An 18,130-nucleotide genomic window follows, 5' to 3' on the forward strand; every position below is an offset into this window, starting at 1 on the left:
GGTTGCTCGAAAAACCGATTTTACCGCCAGTAAAGAAGGAAACAAGGTTATGAAAATCTTTCCTCAAACCGATGCCAGAACATTTCCAACGCAGCAACTGCACGCAGACCTGTTAGTTGCGGGTGGCGGACTGGCGGGGCTTTGCGCTGCACTGGCGGCAGCGCGAGATGGCTTGCAAGTGGTGCTTGTTCAGGACAGGCCGGTGCTTGGCGGAAATGCCTCCAGCGAAGTGCGTCTGTGGGCCAACGGCGCAACCTCCCATATGGGTAATAATAACCGTTGGGCACGCGAAGGCGGCATCATGGGCGAAATCATGGAAGAGAACCTCTGGCGGAACAAAGAGGGAAACCCGGTGATGTTCGACCTCGTGTTGCTGGATCTTGCCAAAAGCCAGCCGGGGCTGACATTGCTGCTCAATACCGCCGTCTTTGAGGTCGAAAAAACGGAAAATACCCTCACTGCGGTAAAAGCCTTCAACCCGATTAACGAGACCTTTTACAGCGTAAGCGCCGCGCAGTTCTGCGATGCTACCGGCGACGGCGTGCTCGGTTTTCTGGCGGGCGCAGAATACCGTGAAGGCGCGGAAGAAGCGGAAGAACTGGGTGAAAAAATGGCGCCCGGTGACAATTTTGGCCATAAGCTGGGCCACTCCATCTATTTCTACACGAAGCAAACCGCCGGGCCGGTCAACTTTGTTCCCCCCTCTTTCGCCCTGAGAGATATCACCGCAATCCCGCGCTACAAGCGCCTGACGTCAACGCTGAACGGCTGCGATTTATGGTGGCTGGAGTGGGGAGGCCGCCTCGATACCGTGCACGAAAGTGAAGAGATCAAATGGGAACTGTGGAAGATTGTCTGGGGCGTCTGGGATCATATTAAAAACTCTGGCGAATTCCCTGAAGCTGCCAGTATGACTATCGAATGGGTCGGCGCGATCCCCGGCAAACGCGAAAGCCGCCGTTTCCTTGGCGATCATTTGCTGTGCCAGCAGGACATTATTGAGCAACGCGATCACTATGACGCCGTGGGTTATGGCGGTTGGTCGATAGATTTGCACCCGGCTGATGGCGTGTACAGCACCCACGACGGCTGTCGGCAGTTTCACAGCAAAGGAACCTACACCATTCCGTTTCGCAGCCTCTACAGCCGCTCGCTCGATAACTTATTGCTTACCGGGCGGCTCATCTCCGCCTCACATGTCGCCTTCGGCAGCGCCCGCGTAATGTGTACCTGCGGTCTGCTGGGCGAAGTGGTCGGACGCGCCGCTGCGCAGTGTAAGGCACTTAACCTGCTGCCGCGTGAACTGGCGCAGCGGGAGCATATCAGCGCTTTGCAGCAACATTTACAGGCCACTGGCTGTTATATCCCACGCCAGTGGCTGAACGACCCGGCGCAAGGTGCCACCGTCAGCGCCAGCAGCGAATACCAACTGAGCGAGCAGGAACCCAACGGCAACTGGCAGTCGCTTTCGGAGCGCATGGCGATACTGTTACCCGTACGCGCAGGCGCGCAACTGCCCGAAATGACGCTGCGTTTACGGGCATCAACACCGCAGCCACTGGCGGTTTCGCTGATTGGCAGTGCACGCACCGGGAACTTCACCCCGGACTATCAATACGATGAAAACGTGCTTCAGGTCTCCGGCGAAGCAGAGCACACCCTGGCCTTCCAGTGGCAAAGCGATCGCGATCAGTACGTATTTGTCGCTTTCGAAGCGCAGGAAAATATCGAAATTGCGCTCACGAATACCCACCTGCCAGGCCTTATGACGGTCTTTAACAGCCTTAACGCCCGTGTGGCAAAACACACCCGGCAGGTCGCAGATGGCGATTATGGCGTCGACGAGTTCGATTTCTGGCTGCCACGCCGCCATCCGCAGCAGATCTTCCCCGCCCTGCGTTTCAGCCAGCCACTGAATGGCTGGTGTGCGCAGAATGTATTAAATGGCCGCTTGCGTCCGGAGCAGCAAATCAACGCATGGACACCGGCCGCAGATGATGTCGCCCCGGAGATCATCTGGCGCTGGGCGGAGCCGCAAACGCTGCGGCATCTGACGCTGGTGCAGGACAACGACTTCGATAACGCGATGGAGTCGGTCCAGATGGGCCACCACTATGCTGTAACGCCGCATTGCATCACCCACTACCGTTTGTGGGCCGATGAACAGCTCCTGGCCGAGGTAGATAATAACCACCACTCGGTGTGCCAGCACAGGCTCGAAGTGCCGCTAGCGGTGCGCAGCGTCAGGCTGGAGATCCTGAAAACGGCGGGCGCGCTGCCTGCGGTTTACTCGCTAAACATCCGCTAAAGCCAGCCTTGCAACACTCGCTGTTGGTGGCTTTGTGCAAAGGTTTGCATCCCCGCCTGTTGCCCGGTTTGCATTACGCCGGGCAACTGGTGGGTTTTGCCTTCGCGGATCAAGCTCGCCACCGCCGGAGAGTTGATCAGCAACTCGAATAATGCCACTCGCCCTCCCCGCTTGTCCGCCTCAAGTTTTTGCGCCAGCACCGCCTGCAGGTTTCCCGCCAGTTGGCTGCGCACAGGATCTTTTTCTTGCGCCGGAAAGGTATCGACCAACCTCTCTACCGCTTGTGCCGCACCGCGCGTATGCAGCGTCGCCAGCACCAGATGCCCGGTTTCTGCGGCGGTCAGGGCCAGACGGATGGTCTCGCTGTCGCGCAACTCACCGAGCAGGATCACATCCGGATCCTCACGCAGCGCCGCGCGCAGGCCGTCGGCAAATGACATGCAATGTAGACCCACTTCCCGCTGCTGAATCAGGCAGCAGTTGCTGGTGTGAACAAACTCGATCGGATCTTCCAGCGTCAGAATATGCGCATCGTTATGCTGATTCAGATAATCCACCATGGCTGCCAGAGTGGTGGATTTGCCGCTGCCGGTCGCGCCCGTCACCAGAATCAGGCCGTTTTCCCGCCCAAGTAACTCGCTCAACGGCGCAGGGGCGTCCAGCTCGCTGAGCAGTGGGCAGCTTTGCGGCAGCAAGCGTAACGCCAGCGAAACACCACCGTGACGCGTAAAGGCTCCTGCCCGCAGCCGGTGCCCCGCGGCTGTCGTCAGGGCAAAATCGACCTGCCCCCGCTCTCGCCACAGACGCTGCTGAGCCGTATTGAGGTGCAAATCAATCAGCCCGGCGAGATCCGCTATTTCAAACGGCGCAGGTTCCAGACGGCCTTGCTGCCGCCAGCGCGGCACAGAGCCACTGCACAGGTGTAGATCCGAGACATTATGCTTTACACTAAGCGCCACTATTTCTTCTATATCCATATAGCCATCCTGGAATCATGAACGATATTGCGCATAACCTGGCACAGGTCCGGGACAAAATCTCAGCCGCCGCAGCGCGCTGCGGCCGTGCTTCAGAAGAAGTGACGTTGCTTGCAGTGAGCAAAACCAAACCTGCGAGCGCTGTCGCAGAAGCGATCGACGCCGGGCAACGTGCTTTTGGCGAAAACTATGTTCAGGAAGGGGTGGATAAAATTAACCACTTCAGGCAACTGGGCGTTCAGGGTCTGCAATGGCACTTTATTGGCCCGCTACAGTCCAACAAAAGCCGTCTGGTGGCGGAGAACTTCGACTGGTGCCACACGGTAGACAGGTTGCGTATTGCCAGTCGTTTAAGCGAGCAGCGCCCGGCAACGTTAGCGCCGCTGAATGTGCTTATCCAAATCAACATCAGTGATGAGCAGAGCAAATCCGGTATCGCGCTCAGCGAGCTGGATGCGCTGGCCGCTCAGGTAGCCGAGCTACCCGGCGTTTGCCTGCGCGGGTTGATGGCAATACCTGCGCCGGAAACAGATTACGAACGCCAGTTTGCCGTGGCACGGCAAATGGCTGTAGCATTTGAAGCGTTGAAAACACGCTATCCGACGGTGGATACCCTGTCGTTGGGCATGTCCGACGATATGACCGCCGCCATTGCGGCGGGAAGCACGATGGTGCGCATTGGTACGGCCATTTTTGGTGCGCGCGATTACACGAAAAATTAAGGAAAACTGAGGAACGCCATGAAGACGTTGACTTTCCTGCTCTCGACAGTGATTGAACTCTACACAATGGTTCTGCTGTTACGTGTTTGGATGCAGTGGGCACGCTGCGATTTTTACAACCCGTTTTCGCAGTTCGTGGTCAAGGCCACGCAGCCGATTGTCGGGCCGCTGCGCCGCGTGCTGCCCGCGATGGGGCCGCTGGATAGCGCCTCGCTGCTGATTGCTTTTGTTCTGTCGTTTATTAAAGCGATACTGATCTTTATGGTCATCACCTTCCAGCCGATTATCTGGGCCTCCGCCCTGCTGATTTTACTCAAAACCATCGGCTTGATGATTTTCTGGGTGCTGCTGGTTATGGCCATCATGAGTTGGGTCAGTCAGGGACGCAGCCCGGTGGAGTATGTGCTCATGCAGTTGACCGAGCCGCTGCTGCGCCCAATCCGCAGTTTGCTGCCGGCCATGGGCGGCATCGATTTTTCACCGATGATTCTGGTGCTGCTGCTGTATGTTCTGAATATGGGGATTGCGGAATTGCTGCAATCTACCGGCGATATTCTGCTGCCGGGGCTGTGGATGGCACTATGAGTGCCGTTGTTACCTGTGAAGACGGGCTGGTGTTGCAGCTGTATATTCAGCCTAAAGCCAGCCGTGACGCCATTATCGGGCTGCATGGCGACGAGTTAAAAGTCGCCATCACCGCCCCGCCAGTGGACGGCCAGGCTAATGCGCACCTGGTAAAATTCCTCGCTAAGCAGTTCCGCGTGGCGAAAAACCAGGTCGTGATTGAAAAAGGCGAACTGGGCCGCCACAAACAGATTAAAATCTCACATCCGCAACAGATCCCGACGGAAGTCGCGGCGCTGATACATTAGGATCCGCTATGCAAAAAGTTGTCCTCGCTACCGGTAATGCCGGTAAGGTGCGCGAGCTGGCCTCGCTGCTGAATGATTTTGGCTTTGATGTTGTCGCACAAACTGAGTTGGGCGTGGAGTCCGCCGAAGAGACCGGCCTGACGTTTATTGAAAACGCGATCCTCAAAGCGCGCCACGCAGCGCAAGTTACTGGCCTGCCTGCGATTGCCGACGATTCAGGCCTTGCTGTCGATGCCCTCGGCGGTGCGCCGGGCATTTATTCCGCCCGTTATTCCGGCGTTGATGCCAGCGACCAGCAGAACCTGGAAAAACTGCTCGACGCGCTAAAAGATGTGCCGGACGCTGAGCGCAAAGCACAATTCCATTGCGTACTGGTCTATATGCGTCATGCGGATGACCCGACCCCGCTGGTATGCCACGGCCGCTGGCCTGGCGTGATTACGCGGCAGCCTGCCGGTAACGGCGGCTTTGGCTACGATCCGATTTTCTTTGTCCCTGCTGAGGGCAAAACCGCAGCGGAGCTCACCCGCGAAGAAAAAAGCGCGATCTCCCACCGTGGACAAGCGTTGAAACTGTTACTGGAAGCACTGCGTAATGGCTGATTTGCCGCCTCTGAGCCTTTATATACATATTCCGTGGTGCGTGCAGAAATGCCCGTACTGCGATTTCAATTCCCACGCATTAAAGGGCGAAGTACCGCACGACGACTACGTTCAGCATTTGCTTAGCGATCTCGATGCCGATGTCGCCTACGCGCAGGGACGTGAAATAAAGACCATTTTTATTGGTGGCGGTACGCCGAGCCTGCTCTCTGGCCCGGCAATGCAAGCATTACTGGACGGTGTACGTGCGCGTTTGCCGCTCGCACTGGATGCAGAAATAACCATGGAAGCCAACCCCGGAACCGTGGAAGCCGACCGCTTTGTCGACTACCAGCGTGCCGGCGTGAACCGCATTTCCATTGGCGTACAAAGTTTTAGCGAAACGAAGTTGCAGCGCCTGGGGCGTATTCACGGCCCGCAGGAAGCCAAACGCGCCGCACACCTGGCGAGCGGGCTGGGGCTACGCAGCTTTAACCTTGATTTAATGCACGGCCTGCCGGATCAGTCGCTGGAAGAAGCGCTGGACGACTTGCGCCAGGCGATTGCGCTCAACCCGCCGCATCTGTCGTGGTATCAGCTCACCATTGAACCTAATACGCTGTTTGGATCACGCCCTCCGGTGCTGCCAGACGACGATGCGCTCTGGGACATTTTCGAACAGGGCCACCAGATCCTGACCGCCGCCGGGTATCAACAATATGAAACCTCGGCTTACGCGAAACCTGGCTACCAGTGTCAGCACAATCTCAACTACTGGCGTTTTGGCGACTATCTGGGGATTGGTTGCGGTGCGCACGGTAAAGTGACGTTGCCGGATGGGCGTATCCTGCGCACGGCAAAAACCCGTCATCCACGCGGTTATATGCAGGGCAATTACCTGGATAAGCAGCACGATGTGGAGACGCAAGATAAACCGTTTGAATTCTTTATGAACCGTTTCCGCCTGCTGGAACCCGCACCGCGTGCAGATTTTTCACGCTATACCGGCCTGGATGAGCGCGTTATTCGCCCGCAAATTGAGGAAGCACTGAAGCTGAATTATTTGACGGAAAGTGAAGAGAGCTGGCAGATAACAGAACACGGTAAATTATTTCTTAATTCCCTGCTGGAACTATTTCTTGCCGAATAATTCCGGTACTGGCTGTTCGGTTATTTGAACAGCCAGCCAGATAATTATCGGGCAATTCCAAAGAATACCCTGTCACCACAGAACATAATCCCGCTGCTCAACGCCGTCAGGATGAAGGCACCGCGAGAAAGAGTGGCGCGGAAGGTAAAAAAACACAGCCTTCGTACAAAGAAGGCTGCTGATTGCGGTTACTTAAGTCCTGAGGTTAACGCCTTCCGGCTCTCTTCCAGCGTCACTACACGCTTACAAACATCTTTCCCGAACTGCTGGAAATCCGCTTCCTGGTTTTTCCACTCGTTCTGGATAGCGGTCTGTAAACCGCCGAGGCTGCCTAAGACGTTTTGTAATGGGTTACCGCCGCTTTTCAGCACCGCTTTCGCGCCCATTTCATTAATGCTGTCCTGCAGAATGCCGCCCATCGCCTGGTTCACCAGTTGCTGGCCGTCCGCACGCACTTGCTCAATCGCTTTATAGTGGAAGGTCAGGCCATCGCTACGATGCTCAATAATGCGATTCATCTGCTCTTTTAATTGCGCATCTAGCTTGGTCAGGCGATTACGCATGCTGCTGCTTTCACCGACCTCTTTGACGATGATTTTATCCAGCGCAATGCGGTTTTTCTCCACGCGGCTACGCGCACCATTGTCAATCCACGGCAGCGCGCTGCGCAGTTCTGCCTGGTAATCTTTTGCCTGCTCGCGCTGAGCGGCGCTAAGGGTCGGTTGTTTGCCGTTGAACATCACGTTGCCATCCGGTGTGATAACCAGATTGCCGTTCTCGCCTTTCACCTGCACGGTTTGCGGATTGATGATCACATCGTCACGCGGCGTGACGCTACATTGATAGTCGGCCTGAGCCGCGAATGCTGTAAGCGTTAGAGCCGCCGCCAGTAGCGTTTTGCGCATCATAAAAACTCCTGTAGAGACAAAACGGGCCAGCAAATGCTGGCCCCTTATGTTTTAGTTAGTCCCACCAAACGTCGAAAAGTTCGCTCACGCGCACCTCGGTCAACTGGTGTTCTTCAAGCCATTTACGCACGATGGCCTGATGCTCTTCAGTACATTTGCCAATCTCTTGCAGGCAAATCAGACCATCCCACGCCAGATAACCGCTACCGTCAAACGCCAGCTTGTTCGGCTCAATCACTTCCTGAATAAAGTCATCAACCGTTTTATCAATCTGCTCTTCGCTGGTGCCTTCCGGGAAGCGCCATGCAACAGAAAAACCCAGTTCCTGAAATTCATCGATATGCATTTTTTTACGCAAACGACGGCTGCGGTTCGTTGCCATTATTTCACCCTCTCGAACATTAAGTCCCATACGCCGTGACCAAGACGATGGCCACGCTGTTCAAATTTGGTTACCGGGCGCGACTCTGGACGCGGCACAAAGTCGTTTGTCGCCGACAGGTTTTTGTAACCGTCGATGGAAGTCATCACTTCCAGCATATGCTGCGCGTAGGCTTCCCAGTCTGTCGCCATATGAAACACGCCGCCCAGCTTGAGCTTGCTTTTCACCAGTTCAGCAAAGGGTACCTGAACGATGCGGCGTTTATTATGACGCGCTTTGTGCCACGGGTCAGGGAAAAAGAGCTGCACCATATTCAAAGAATTGTCAGGGATCATCTTGTGCAACACTTCTACAGCGTCGTGGCACATTACGCGCAGGTTTTCCACGCCCTCTTCATGTGCGGAGGAGAGGCAAGCGCCAACGCCCGGTGAATGTACTTCAATGCCGAGGAAATCCTGCTCCGGTCGCGTTTTTGCCATTTCAACCAGCGACGCGCCCATACCAAAACCGATCTCCAGCGTGACAGGAGCTGTGCGGCCAAACAGCGTGGCGAAATCCAGCGGCTGCTCAGTGAACTCAACGCCCATCACCGGCCAGTAATTATCCAGCGCGTGTTGCTGCCCTTTCGTCAGGCGGCCCTGGCGACGGACAAAGCTGCGAATGCGGCGCAACGGGCGGCCGTTTTCATCAAATTCCGGTGAAATGACGTCGTTATTCATAAAGTGATCTGCTTGTGAGAGTGTTCAGGAAACGGGCATTATCCAAAGTTCATCGCCCGATGCAAGCACCGGAAAGTTCCGGTTTACAGCTCAGCGCCTCTGTGCTGCAATCTTCGCCCCTGATTACGTGATTCTGGTGACCATGCAAGCGTCTCAATTTTCAGCCCAGGTGCTGGGCTGGTACGACAAATACGGGCGAAAAACGCTGCCCTGGCAAATTGAAAAAACGCCTTACAAAGTATGGCTATCGGAAGTGATGTTGCAACAAACGCAAGTGACAACCGTAATCCCCTACTTCCAGCGCTTTATGGCGCGTTTTCCAACCGTGAGCGATCTGGCGAATGCACCGCTGGATGAAGTGCTGCATTTGTGGACTGGTCTGGGTTATTACGCGCGAGCGCGCAACTTACATAAAGCCGCGCAGCAGGTGGCTAACCAGCACGGCGGGCGCTTCCCGGAGACCTTCGAAGAAGTCGCCGCGCTTCCGGGCGTTGGCCGCTCGACCGCGGGCGCTATCCTCTCTTTGTCGCTGGGTAAACACTTTCCCATTCTCGATGGCAACGTGAAGCGCGTGCTGGCGCGCTGTTACGCTGTCGGCGGCTGGCCCGGAAAGAAAGAAGTGGAAAAACGGTTGTGGGAGATCAGCACAGACGTCACCCCGGCTCAGGGCGTCGAGCGCTTTAACCAGGCGATGATGGACCTGGGCGCGATGGTTTGCACCCGTTCGAAACCGAAATGCGAGCTCTGCCCGCTGCAAACGGGCTGTGAAGCTTATGCTTCCGGCACATGGGCGCAATATCCGGGTAAAAAACCGAAACAGACGCTGCCCGAACGCACCGGATATTTCCTGCTGATGCAGCATGAAGGCGAAGTATATCTTGAGCAGCGCCCACCGAGCGGGCTGTGGGGCGGGTTATTCTGCTTCCCGCAGTTCAGCGATGAGGCCAGCCTGCGGGCCTGGCTGGCGCAGAGGAAGATTAGCGCCGATAATCTCAGCCAACTTGTGGCGTTTCGCCATACCTTTAGCCATTTCCATCTGGATATTGTGCCTATGTGGCTTGGCGTGTCCTCGTTCTCGTCTTGCATGGATGAGGGCGCAGGTCTTTGGTATAACTTAGCGCAACCGCCATCCGTCGGTCTGGCGGCTCCCGTGGAACGCCTGATACAGCAATTACGCGCCGAAGTCCGTTAGGCGCGCAAGCAAAGAGGATTATTTTATGAGCAGAACTATTTTTTGTACCTTCCTGCAACGTGAAGCGGAAGGGCAAGACTTCCAGCTCTATCCGGGCGATCTCGGAAAACGCATTTATAACGAGATCTCGAAAGAGGCCTGGAAGCAGTGGCAGCAGAAGCAAACCATGCTGATAAACGAGAAAAAACTCAACATGATGAACGTCGAGCACCGCAAACTGCTGGAAGAGGAGATGGTGAATTTCCTGTTTGAAGGTAAAGACGTGCATATTGAAGGCTATACGCCGCAAGAAAAAAAATAAGCCGCTGTTCACGCGCAATCACTGGTAATGCTGCGAAAGCATGGGAAGGCATTGCCAGTGCGCAGAGACACCGGCGCTAACACACCAACACGATTGCATCCCGGAATGATGAAAAAATATTTAGCGCTAGCGATTATTGCGCCGTTGCTGATTTCTTGTTCCAGTTCGAATAAAACGGGTGACGACTACAACGAAGCCTGGATTAAAGACACCAACGGTTTTGACATCCTGATGGGTCAATTTGCCCATAATATTGAGAATTTATGGGGATTTAACGAGGTTCTGATCGCAGGCCCGAAAGACTACGTTAAATACACCGACCAGTACCAAACCCGCAGCCACATCAACTTCGATGAGGGGACGATCACCGTCGAGACTATCTCCGGCACCGAACCTGCGGCGCATTTGCGCCAGGCGATTATCAAAACCCTGCTGATGGGCGACGATCCGGGTTCAATCGATCTTTACTCCGATGTCGATGATATTCAGATCTCGAAAGAGCCGTTCCTCTACGGCCAGGTGGTGGATAACAACGGCGAAGCCATTCGCTGGCAATGGCGTGCAGCGCAGTTTGCGGACTATTTACTGCAAACACGTCTGAAAAGCCGCAGCAACGGCTTACGGATGATCTACAGCGTGACCATTAACCTGGTGCCAAACCACCTGGATAAACGCGCGCATAAATACGTCGGTATGGTGCGCAAAGCGGCGCATAAATATGGCGTCGACGAATCGCTGATTCTGGCGATTATGCAAACCGAATCCTCCTTTAACCCATACGCCGTCAGCCGCTCCGATGCGCTCGGTTTAATGCAGGTTGTGCAGCACAGCGCCGGTAAAGATGTGTTCCGCGCGCAGGGGAAATCTGGTACGCCCGATCGCAGTTATCTGTTTGATCCGCAAAGCAACATCGATACCGGCACCGCCTATCTGGCGATGCTGAACAATATTTATCTCTCCGGTATTACTAACCCTACATCGCGTCGCTATGCGGTTATTACCGCTTATAACGGCGGTGCCGGCAGCGTGTTACGCGTCTTTTCCGCCGATAAAGTGCAGGCGGCAAATATCATCAACACCATGACGCCGGGAGATGTGTACCAAACCCTGACCACACGCCACCCCTCGGCGGAATCCCGCCGCTATCTCTACAAAGTTAACGCTGCGCAGAAAACTTACCGTCGCAACTAATCTGTTGCCTCTTTCGTCTGTACCAATGAAAGAGGCATAAGGTATTCATGTGAATGATGCAAACGGTTGCGCTAAAGTGTGAGATACGTCACCATATAAAAATGCAATCAGAGGAAGTTTGCATTTTTATGTCGGGCATAACAAATTCGCCACCCCGTAGATGGTAGAATCCTGACACATAACAAACGCAATTGTGCCCATTCCAACATCTATCACTCTCCTTTGTGAGGAAATTAGCATGAATCTTAAGCTGCAGCTGAAAGTCATTATCTTTCTGCAGTTCTGCCTGTGGGGAAGCTGGCTGACTACGCTTGGCTCTTATATGTTCGTTACCCTGAAATTCCAGGGCGCGGAAATTGGCGCGGTATATAGCTCGCTGGGTATTGCATCACTGCTGATGCCAACGCTGCTCGGTATCGTTGCGGACAAGTGGCTGAGCGCAAAATGGGTGTATGCCCTGTGCCATCTGGTTGGCGCGATTACATTATTTATCGCCGCAGGCGTCACCACGCCAGGCGCAATGTTCGCCATCATCCTGCTTAACTCGCTGGCCTACATGCCAACGCTGGGCCTGGTGAACACCATTTCTTACTTCCGCCTGAAATCCGCAGGCCACGATATCGTGACCGATTTCCCACCGATTCGTATCTGGGGCACCATCGGCTTTATTCTGGCGATGTGGGCGGTGAGCTTCTCCGGTTTCGAACTGAGTCATATGCAGCTCTACATTGGCGCGGCGCTGTCGCTGGTGCTGAGCCTGTTCTCTCTGACGCTGCCGCATATGCCGGTTGCTAAAAGCAAGGAGAAACAGACCTGGGTGGAAATGCTGGGCCTGAACGCTTTCGCGCTGTTTAAAAACAAGCGCATGGCGATCTTCTTTATCTTCTCGATGCTGTTAGGCGCCGAGCTGCAGATCACCAACATGTTCGGCAACACCTTCCTGCACAGCTTTGACGCGAACCCGCTGTTCGCCAACAGCTTCATCGTGACACATGCGTCGGTGATGATGTCGATTTCGCAGATTTCCGAAACCGCATTTATCCTGGCGATCCCGTTCTTTATGAGCCGTTACGGCATCAAGAACGTCATGCTGATCAGTATCATCGCCTGGGTGCTGCGTTTTGGTCTGTTTGCTTATGGCGACCCGACGCCGTTCGGCACCGTACTGCTGGTTCTGTCGATGATCGTTTACGGTTGTGCATTCGACTTCTTCAACATCTCCGGTTCGGTATTCGTGGAGAAAGAGGTGAATCCGGCTATCCGCGCCAGTGCGCAGGGTATGTTGCTGATGATGACCAACGGCTTCGGCTGTATCCTCGGCGGGATGGTGAGCGGCAAAGTGGTGGAGATTTACACCACTGCGGGCATCACCGACTGGAAAACCGTGTGGCTGATTTTCGCCGGTTACTCGCTGGTGCTGGCCTTCGCCTTCGTGATGCTGTTTAAGTATAAACACGTGCGTGAGCCAGAAGGCGTGGCGCAGAAAGCCTGAAACTGATAACCATCTCCTGAAGGTGGTTAACGATGCAAAGACAAAACCCGGCCTGAGCGCCGGGTTTTTTATGGCCATTTAACCATCTCTTTTTGCGAAGGTGGTCAGCAACAGGCGTTGGCTTATTATCTTTTGCTTTAAATCGTGCAGAACAGGCTGAGGCTTTTATTAATGCTTTTAGCGCTCGCCTCCTGGGCGCGATCAATACCATCTGCTATACAGATGATTTTTTATAACCTACTTACAGCCCGGCAAGAACCCAGGCCACCGCCAGCAGATCGGCACTCCCGCCGGGGCTTAACCGACGAGCCATTAACGCCCGATCCATTTCGCGCAGCGCGTCGCTATCCCAGCCAGTTACCAGCAACCTCGCCGCATAATCCTGTACGTAGTGCAGCCCTTCAATACCGCCGCGAGATACCAGATTGCTGTCGCGGTTCGCGGCCATCAGGCGCAGCAGCGCATTGTGTAACCGCCGCTCCCCTTGCTCCTGATGCCAGAACGGCAACACCGCGCGGCGCACAGTGATAAACCCCTGCTCGGCTTCACCGCGTGCCCCCGTCAGCCCATACTGGCGAAACTGTTTTTCACCCGCCGTGATAGCCTGTGGGCGACCATCAAGCTCACGCGCCACTAATCCACAGCAGATTTCACTGACCTGCTGGCAAAGCGCGTCAGCGCTAACCCTGCGCTCTTGTCCCTGCAAACGCCCGGCGGCGAAACAGAGCAGACCAAGCGAAAAAATGCCGCCCTTATGGGTGTTCACGCCCCCTGTCGCCGTGAACATCGCTTGCTCGCAGGCGATACCCATCGGGCGCAGCAGCCGTAGCTGCTCGCTGGCCGATTTCTGCGCATGGTTTTTTCCTGCTTCGGCAAAGACCCTGAACCACGGCGTAATCGCCGCAATACTCTTTAAAAACAGCGCATGATCCATATCCTGGTGCGAGCCGTTATTGGCTCTGTCCACCAGCCCCGGTTTGGGGGTTAAATCCAGCTCAAGACGCAACGCCTGCGCCGCAAGCTCAGGCACATCAGCAATGGCGGATTTAGTCGCGAGCAAACCAGCCATCAATTAATTTCTCCACGCGAGCCACTACATCTTCTAACGAATGGCGACGCGAACGGGCGCAGCCGTGTGCAGGTTCATCACATACCAGACAGCGGCGAGTATTTAGATCCAGCGAATGTCGCCCCACCTGCCCTGCTTTCGGGCAAAACACATCGAAATCCCACAATCTGCCAAGCGGATGGGTCTGTTCCATCTCCACGCACTGCGCTTTGATTTCCACCGCCGGGTGCTCCACGCACCACAACGCTTCTGCGCCGGTTGGCAGCCACAATACCTGCCTGTCCAGCACGCGCCAGCGGTTTTGCCACAACAACTGGTCGCAGGCCTGGAGTGCCACGCCCATGGTATTGCGGTAACGAATACTGTCTTTTACCGCTCCGGGGGTAACCAGCGTCAGCGAAATAACGGGTTGTTGATAATGAGTGAGCCAGTCAGCCTGACGCGCCGCGCGGCTATCTTTAGCCGCCAGCAGCGCTTCGAGGCTGACGCCCGCTCTCACGGGCGTCAGTGTGGTCATAGATTGTCCTCTTTAACCTGACGAACCACATCGATCACGCTGCCGTCACGATAGCGGATCACACCAACAATGCGGTCAGTAAAAGCGATCGGTTTCGGTTCGCCGGTCAGTGAAATCGCACGCTGATAAAGCGCTTCGATGTCGACGATTTTCAGGCCCGCCGCCAGCAAACGCTCGCGAATATCCGGACGCGCCGGGTTAACAGCAATACCATGATCGGTGACCAGCACGTCGATGCTTTCCCCTGGCGTCAGCAACGTGGTCACGCGTTTTACAACGGTTGGAATGCGGCTGCGTAGCAAAGGAGCCACGACAATGGTGAGGTTGGCAGCTGCCGCGACATCGCAGTGACCGCCGGATGCGCCACGCATCACGCCATCAGAACCGGTGATGACGTTAACGTTGAAGTCGACATCGATCTCCAGCGCGCTGAGGATCACCACATCCAGTTGATCGCAGCTGGCAGCCTTACCGCCCGGGTTGGCATAGACGTTAGTAGAGATCTCGACATGATTCGGGTTACGGCGCAGCGAAGCCGCCGCTTCGCCATCGAAACACTGCGTATCCAGCAGTTTTTCAATAAGCCCTTTCTCATGCAGATCCACCAGGCTACCGGTGATGCCGCCAAGCGCGAAGCGGGCTTTCACCCCGTGGCGCTCCATTTTTTCTTCCATGAAGCGCGTCGCTGCGGTCGCTGCTGCGCCGGAGCCGGTCTGCATGGAGAAACCGTCTTTGAAATACCCCGAATGTTCAATGACATCTGCCGCGTAGCGGGCAATCATCAGCTCGCGCGGATTGCTGGTGACGCGGGCCGCACCGACGCTGATTTTCGCCGGATCGCCCACGCTTTCTACCTGCACGATCAGATCAACCTGATCCTGACCAAGGCTCGCAGGCATGTTCGGGAACGGCACCAGCTCTTCGGTCAGTAACACCACTTTTTTGGCGAACTGCGCGTCCACCATCGCGTAACCCAGCGAGCCACAGCAGGTTTTCCCCTGAGTGCCGTTGGCGTTACCGAACTCATCGCTGCACGGCACGCCGAGGAAAGCGACATCAATGTTCAGCTCGCCATCCTGCAACAGCTTCACGCGGCCGCCGTGTGAGTGGATCTGAACCGGTTCCGCCATCAGGCCGTGAGAGATTGCATCCGCCAGCTTGCCGCGCATCCCGGAGGTGTAAATGCGTGAGATCACACCATTCTGAATATGCTCGATCAGCGCATCGTTGCAGGTCATCAGCGAGCTGGAAGCCAGCGTCAGGTTTTTAAATCCCAGACGCGCCAGCGTTGCCACGACGTTGTTGATCACACGATCGCCTTCGCGAAATGCGTGGTGGAAAGAGATGGTCATGCCGTCTTTCAGACCACTGCGGGCAATCGCGTCTTCCAGCGTCGCGCACAGTTTGCGCGTGTGTTTGGTGTTGATATCCGCCAGCCACGGTGTTGCCGCATGCGCGCTTTCAAAGGGTTTTAAATCACGCAGATGGGGAAAATTAACGTGAAGAAGCTCTGTTTGATTCATTGTTCTGTCCTTAACGACGCACGCCGGACGCAGCTGCACGTTCCAGCACCATCTGCGCGTGATTAATAATCGGGGCGTCAATCATTTTGCCGTTCAGCGAAACCACGCCGAGGCCATTGCGTTCGCCCTCTTCCGCCGCTTCGATAACCACTTTCGCGTGGTCGACTTCCTGCTGGGTTGGCGCATAGGCGTTATGCAGCAGATCGATTTGGCGTGGGTTGATCAGCGATTTGCCGTTGAAACCCATTTTGCGCACCAGATCGACTTCACGCAGGAAACCGGCTTCATCATTGACGTCTGACCACACCACGTCGAACGCGTCAATTCCGGCGGCACGCGCGGCGTGCAGCACAGCGCAGCGCGCGTAGAACAGCTCGGTGCCGTCGCCACGTTCGGTTTGCATATCCATCACGTAGTCAAACGCGGCCAGCGCGATACCAATTAAGCGCTGCGAACTGCGCGCAATCGCGACGGCGTTAATGACGCCAACCGCCGACTCAATCGCCGCCATTATGCGGGTTGATCCCACTTCGCGCCCGCAGGCCAGTTCAATGCGCTCCAGGTGACGTTCCAGCTCGTAGATATCTTCCGGGGTATCGGTTTTCGGCAGGCGTACTACATCAACACCGGCGCGCACTACCGCTTCCAGATCAGGCAGGCCAAACGGCGTGTTCAGTGGGTTAATACGCACCACGGTTTCCATATCCTGATACATCGGGTGTTGCAGCGCGTGGAACACCAGCAGGCGCGCGGTGTCTTTTTCACGCAGCGCTACCGCGTCTTCCAGGTCGAACATGATCGAATCAGGGCGGTAGATAAAAGCGGTGGAGAGCATGGCGGCGTTGGCGCCTGGCAGGAACAGCATGCTACGACGTAGTTTTTTCACAGCAGTTTCCCCCAGTCGATTTCGGTGCCTTCGGCGGCGCGCAGAATGGCGCTTTGCAGACGGGCTCGGATTACGCAGTCCAGTGCGCCTTTGTCTTCAATGATGATTAAGCCCTGGCGGACCTCCATCGCGCGCAGCGTGGCATCCACCACCTTGCGGATTTGATCGCCGAACTGCTTCATCACCTCGCTATGGATAACAATATCCAGCTCGCCTTCTGCGGGGGCGATTTTCACCATCAGGTCGCTGGACTCCATCGTCCCGGCCAGCGCCTCCCTTACAATTTTCATAGTTATTTTCCTGATTTTTAAGCGACTTCCGCGCTGTAATGAGACTCAAGGTGCGCAAAAGTGGTATCCGGTACAATTTCCCGAATACGGGAAAACTGGTGTGTTTTAAGTAAACGGCGCACTTCCGAAGCAGAGATGGCGGTGCCGGTCGCTTTAATGCGCGGAACTTCCACCACCTCGACTGAACCTGCCAGCAACTGATGCATAGTCTGGTTGTACTGGCGGGTGATATCGCAAAACGGCTCGCTGCCGATAAAGCGGTGGGTAACACCGAGCGCCGGGGCAATATGGTTACGGAAGATGAGCAGGTCGATTTCGCTCCACGCCTGCTGCACTTTGCCGGTCTCTTTGAGGAAATAGGCCGGAAAGGTAGCGCGGGAAATAATGTACTGAGAGCCTTCGTGAACCGTGACATTAGGCAGATGCGCCACGCCCGCCTTCACCATTTTCAGCCGTGCGGAGAAAGGAAAGAACGAGGCATCTTCCCGCACCACAAACAGGTGCAGCCAGTCGCAGGCCTGTGCAGCCTGCTCCACCAGATGCCGATGGCCAAGCGTGAAGGGATTGGCGTTCATCACAATAGAGCCAATGCGCTTTCCGGCAACGCGGCGCGCCTGCAACGTGCGGCAGTAACGCTGAATGCCAGACGGTGTATTTTCCATCAATATCGCATTGTTGCCGCTCTGGGCAACCGGCCAAAAGCCGCTGTGCTGGAAACGCTCACGATTGCAAGGGCGCGTGCACAGGAACAGATGAAAATGTCCACGCGCCAGCGCCAGATGCTCAACTTCTGCCAGCAGCCGCGCACTGAGGTTTTCCCCACGCAACTGCTCTTCAACCGCTACACACTTGATGACGTTGGCGGCGAGACCTGCACAACCCACCAGCCGGTTTCCCGACCAGGCTTCAACGAAGGTGGTGATATCGCTGTCCATACCTAAACCACTGTCAGCGAGCAACGCGCGGATAGAGGCCAGCCGTTGAGTATTGCCGTTGACTTCCGCAACGCGGAAGTCGATGGAGGGTCGTGCTTGCATCGTATTGCCTTCG

At 55.6% G+C, this 18,130-nt stretch carries 20 protein-coding genes; 10 read left to right on the top strand and 10 right to left on the bottom strand.

Annotated elements, in window-relative coordinates:
- Positions 1-49 precede the first annotated feature (49 nt).
- Positions 50-2,308: an FAD-dependent oxidoreductase gene (locus H650_RS10120; protein ID WP_020455166.1), complete on the top strand. Its 2,259-nt coding sequence runs from the start codon at positions 50-52 to the stop codon at positions 2,306-2,308.
- Here H650_RS10120 and H650_RS10125 read toward each other — a convergent pair.
- Complete coding sequence (locus tag H650_RS10125) at positions 2,305-3,285, bottom strand: type IV pilus twitching motility protein PilT (protein ID WP_020455167.1); 981 nt, start codon at positions 3,283-3,285, stop codon at positions 2,305-2,307. The genes H650_RS10120 and H650_RS10125 overlap by 4 nt on opposite strands.
- Positions 3,286-3,302: 17 nt before the next feature.
- Between H650_RS10125 and H650_RS10130 the strand changes: the two genes are divergently transcribed.
- From H650_RS10130 to hemW, 5 genes are read left to right on the top strand one after another with little or no spacing between them, the layout of a single operon-like run.
- Positions 3,303-4,007, top strand: coding sequence for a YggS family pyridoxal phosphate-dependent enzyme (locus H650_RS10130; protein WP_020455168.1), 705 nt, complete (start codon positions 3,303-3,305; stop codon positions 4,005-4,007).
- Between the two features lie 18 nt (positions 4,008-4,025).
- Positions 4,026-4,592, top strand: coding sequence for a YggT family protein (locus H650_RS10135; protein WP_017457574.1), 567 nt, complete (start codon positions 4,026-4,028; stop codon positions 4,590-4,592).
- A complete protein-coding gene (gene yggU / locus H650_RS10140; protein ID WP_020455169.1) occupies positions 4,589-4,879 on the top strand; it encodes a DUF167 family protein YggU in 291 nt (96 codons plus the stop codon). Before H650_RS10135 ends, yggU begins: the two co-directional genes overlap by 4 nt.
- A gap of 8 nt (positions 4,880-4,887) precedes the next feature.
- Entirely contained in the window at positions 4,888-5,481 is a 594-nt protein-coding gene (locus H650_RS10145) for an XTP/dITP diphosphatase (protein ID WP_020455170.1), read from the top strand.
- Positions 5,474-6,610, top strand: coding sequence for a radical SAM family heme chaperone HemW (gene hemW, locus H650_RS10150; protein ID WP_020455171.1), 1,137 nt, complete (start codon positions 5,474-5,476; stop codon positions 6,608-6,610). The genes H650_RS10145 and hemW overlap by 8 nt, the downstream gene beginning before the upstream one ends.
- A 188-nt stretch (positions 6,611-6,798) precedes the next feature.
- Here the strand turns inward: hemW and H650_RS10155 are convergent, their stop codons facing one another.
- The 3 genes from H650_RS10155 to trmB are packed head-to-tail and all read right to left on the bottom strand — an operon-like array spanning position 6,799 to position 8,619.
- On the bottom strand, positions 6,799-7,518 hold the full coding sequence (locus H650_RS10155; RefSeq protein WP_020455172.1) for a YggN family protein: 720 nt from the start codon (positions 7,516-7,518) through the stop codon (positions 6,799-6,801).
- 55 nt (positions 7,519-7,573) lie between these two features.
- Entirely contained in the window at positions 7,574-7,900 is a 327-nt protein-coding gene (locus H650_RS10160) for a YggL family protein (RefSeq protein ID WP_020455173.1), read from the bottom strand.
- Positions 7,900-8,619, bottom strand: coding sequence for a tRNA (guanosine(46)-N7)-methyltransferase TrmB (trmB, locus tag H650_RS10165; protein WP_020455174.1), 720 nt, complete (start codon positions 8,617-8,619; stop codon positions 7,900-7,902). The genes H650_RS10160 and trmB overlap by 1 nt, the downstream gene beginning before the upstream one ends.
- Positions 8,620-8,761: 142 nt before the next feature.
- On the opposite strand from trmB, the gene mutY reads away from it, so the two are divergent.
- From mutY to H650_RS10185, 4 genes are all read left to right on the top strand, one after another.
- Positions 8,762-9,811, top strand: coding sequence for an A/G-specific adenine glycosylase (gene mutY / locus H650_RS10170; RefSeq protein ID WP_020455175.1), 1,050 nt, complete (start codon positions 8,762-8,764; stop codon positions 9,809-9,811).
- 25 nt (positions 9,812-9,836) lie between these two features.
- Positions 9,837-10,112 (top strand): oxidative damage protection protein, encoded by a 276-nt coding sequence (locus H650_RS10175; RefSeq protein WP_020455176.1) that lies wholly within the window; start codon positions 9,837-9,839, stop codon positions 10,110-10,112.
- 108 nt (positions 10,113-10,220) lie between these two features.
- Positions 10,221-11,303: a membrane-bound lytic murein transglycosylase MltC gene (mltC, locus tag H650_RS10180; protein WP_020455177.1), complete on the top strand. Its 1,083-nt coding sequence runs from the start codon at positions 10,221-10,223 to the stop codon at positions 11,301-11,303.
- A gap of 238 nt (positions 11,304-11,541) precedes the next feature.
- Positions 11,542-12,795 carry a nucleoside permease gene (locus H650_RS10185; protein WP_020455178.1) on the top strand — a complete coding sequence of 418 codons (1,254 nt, stop codon included), beginning with the start codon at positions 11,542-11,544 and terminating at the stop codon, positions 12,793-12,795.
- Between the two features lie 241 nt (positions 12,796-13,036).
- Here H650_RS10185 and citG read toward each other — a convergent pair whose 3' ends face one another.
- From citG to citC, 6 genes are read right to left on the bottom strand one after another with little or no spacing between them, the layout of a single operon-like run.
- Positions 13,037-13,864 carry a triphosphoribosyl-dephospho-CoA synthase CitG gene (citG, locus tag H650_RS10190; protein ID WP_020455179.1) on the bottom strand — a complete coding sequence of 276 codons (828 nt, stop codon included), beginning with the start codon at positions 13,862-13,864 and terminating at the stop codon, positions 13,037-13,039.
- A complete protein-coding gene (gene citX, locus H650_RS10195; protein WP_020455180.1) occupies positions 13,842-14,381 on the bottom strand; it encodes a citrate lyase holo-[acyl-carrier protein] synthase in 540 nt (179 codons plus the stop codon). The genes citG and citX overlap by 23 nt, the downstream gene beginning before the upstream one ends.
- On the bottom strand, positions 14,378-15,904 hold the full coding sequence (gene citF, locus H650_RS10200; protein ID WP_020455181.1) for a citrate lyase subunit alpha: 1,527 nt from the start codon (positions 15,902-15,904) through the stop codon (positions 14,378-14,380). The genes citX and citF overlap by 4 nt, the downstream gene beginning before the upstream one ends.
- Before the next feature lie 10 nt (positions 15,905-15,914).
- Positions 15,915-16,790 (bottom strand): citrate (pro-3S)-lyase subunit beta, encoded by an 876-nt coding sequence (citE, locus tag H650_RS10205; RefSeq protein WP_020455182.1) that lies wholly within the window; start codon positions 16,788-16,790, stop codon positions 15,915-15,917.
- On the bottom strand, positions 16,787-17,080 hold the full coding sequence (gene citD / locus H650_RS10210; RefSeq protein ID WP_020455183.1) for a citrate lyase acyl carrier protein: 294 nt from the start codon (positions 17,078-17,080) through the stop codon (positions 16,787-16,789). The genes citE and citD overlap by 4 nt, the downstream gene beginning before the upstream one ends.
- A 17-nt stretch (positions 17,081-17,097) precedes the next feature.
- Entirely contained in the window at positions 17,098-18,117 is a 1,020-nt protein-coding gene (citC, locus tag H650_RS10215) for a [citrate (pro-3S)-lyase] ligase (protein ID WP_020455184.1), read from the bottom strand.
- Positions 18,118-18,130 lie beyond the last annotated feature (13 nt).

This window comes from Enterobacter sp. R4-368, assembly GCF_000410515.1.
Lineage (GTDB): Bacteria > Pseudomonadota > Gammaproteobacteria > Enterobacterales > Enterobacteriaceae > Kosakonia.

Bases quoted from the DNA above. Each gene is read 5' to 3' on its own strand.
- H650_RS10120 (WP_020455166.1), top strand. From the start codon at position 50: ATGAAAATCTTTCCTCAAACCGATGCCAGAACATTTCCAACGCAGCAA.
- H650_RS10125 (WP_020455167.1), bottom strand. From the start codon at position 3,285: ATGGATATAGAAGAAATAGTGGCGCTTAGTGTAAAGCATAATGTCTCG.
- H650_RS10130 (WP_020455168.1), top strand. From the start codon at position 3,303: ATGAACGATATTGCGCATAACCTGGCACAGGTCCGGGACAAAATCTCA.
- H650_RS10135 (WP_017457574.1), top strand. From the start codon at position 4,026: ATGAAGACGTTGACTTTCCTGCTCTCGACAGTGATTGAACTCTACACA.
- yggU (WP_020455169.1), top strand. From the start codon at position 4,589: ATGAGTGCCGTTGTTACCTGTGAAGACGGGCTGGTGTTGCAGCTGTAT.
- H650_RS10145 (WP_020455170.1), top strand. From the start codon at position 4,888: ATGCAAAAAGTTGTCCTCGCTACCGGTAATGCCGGTAAGGTGCGCGAG.
- hemW (WP_020455171.1), top strand. From the start codon at position 5,474: ATGGCTGATTTGCCGCCTCTGAGCCTTTATATACATATTCCGTGGTGC.
- H650_RS10155 (WP_020455172.1), bottom strand. From the start codon at position 7,518: ATGATGCGCAAAACGCTACTGGCGGCGGCTCTAACGCTTACAGCATTC.
- H650_RS10160 (WP_020455173.1), bottom strand. From the start codon at position 7,900: ATGGCAACGAACCGCAGCCGTCGTTTGCGTAAAAAAATGCATATCGAT.
- trmB (WP_020455174.1), bottom strand. From the start codon at position 8,619: ATGAATAACGACGTCATTTCACCGGAATTTGATGAAAACGGCCGCCCG.
- mutY (WP_020455175.1), top strand. From the start codon at position 8,762: ATGCAAGCGTCTCAATTTTCAGCCCAGGTGCTGGGCTGGTACGACAAA.
- H650_RS10175 (WP_020455176.1), top strand. From the start codon at position 9,837: ATGAGCAGAACTATTTTTTGTACCTTCCTGCAACGTGAAGCGGAAGGG.
- mltC (WP_020455177.1), top strand. From the start codon at position 10,221: ATGAAAAAATATTTAGCGCTAGCGATTATTGCGCCGTTGCTGATTTCT.
- H650_RS10185 (WP_020455178.1), top strand. From the start codon at position 11,542: ATGAATCTTAAGCTGCAGCTGAAAGTCATTATCTTTCTGCAGTTCTGC.
- citG (WP_020455179.1), bottom strand. From the start codon at position 13,864: ATGGCTGGTTTGCTCGCGACTAAATCCGCCATTGCTGATGTGCCTGAG.
- citX (WP_020455180.1), bottom strand. From the start codon at position 14,381: ATGACCACACTGACGCCCGTGAGAGCGGGCGTCAGCCTCGAAGCGCTG.
- citF (WP_020455181.1), bottom strand. From the start codon at position 15,904: ATGAATCAAACAGAGCTTCTTCACGTTAATTTTCCCCATCTGCGTGAT.
- citD (WP_020455183.1), bottom strand. From the start codon at position 17,080: ATGAAAATTGTAAGGGAGGCGCTGGCCGGGACGATGGAGTCCAGCGAC.
- citC (WP_020455184.1), bottom strand. From the start codon at position 18,117: ATGCAAGCACGACCCTCCATCGACTTCCGCGTTGCGGAAGTCAACGGC.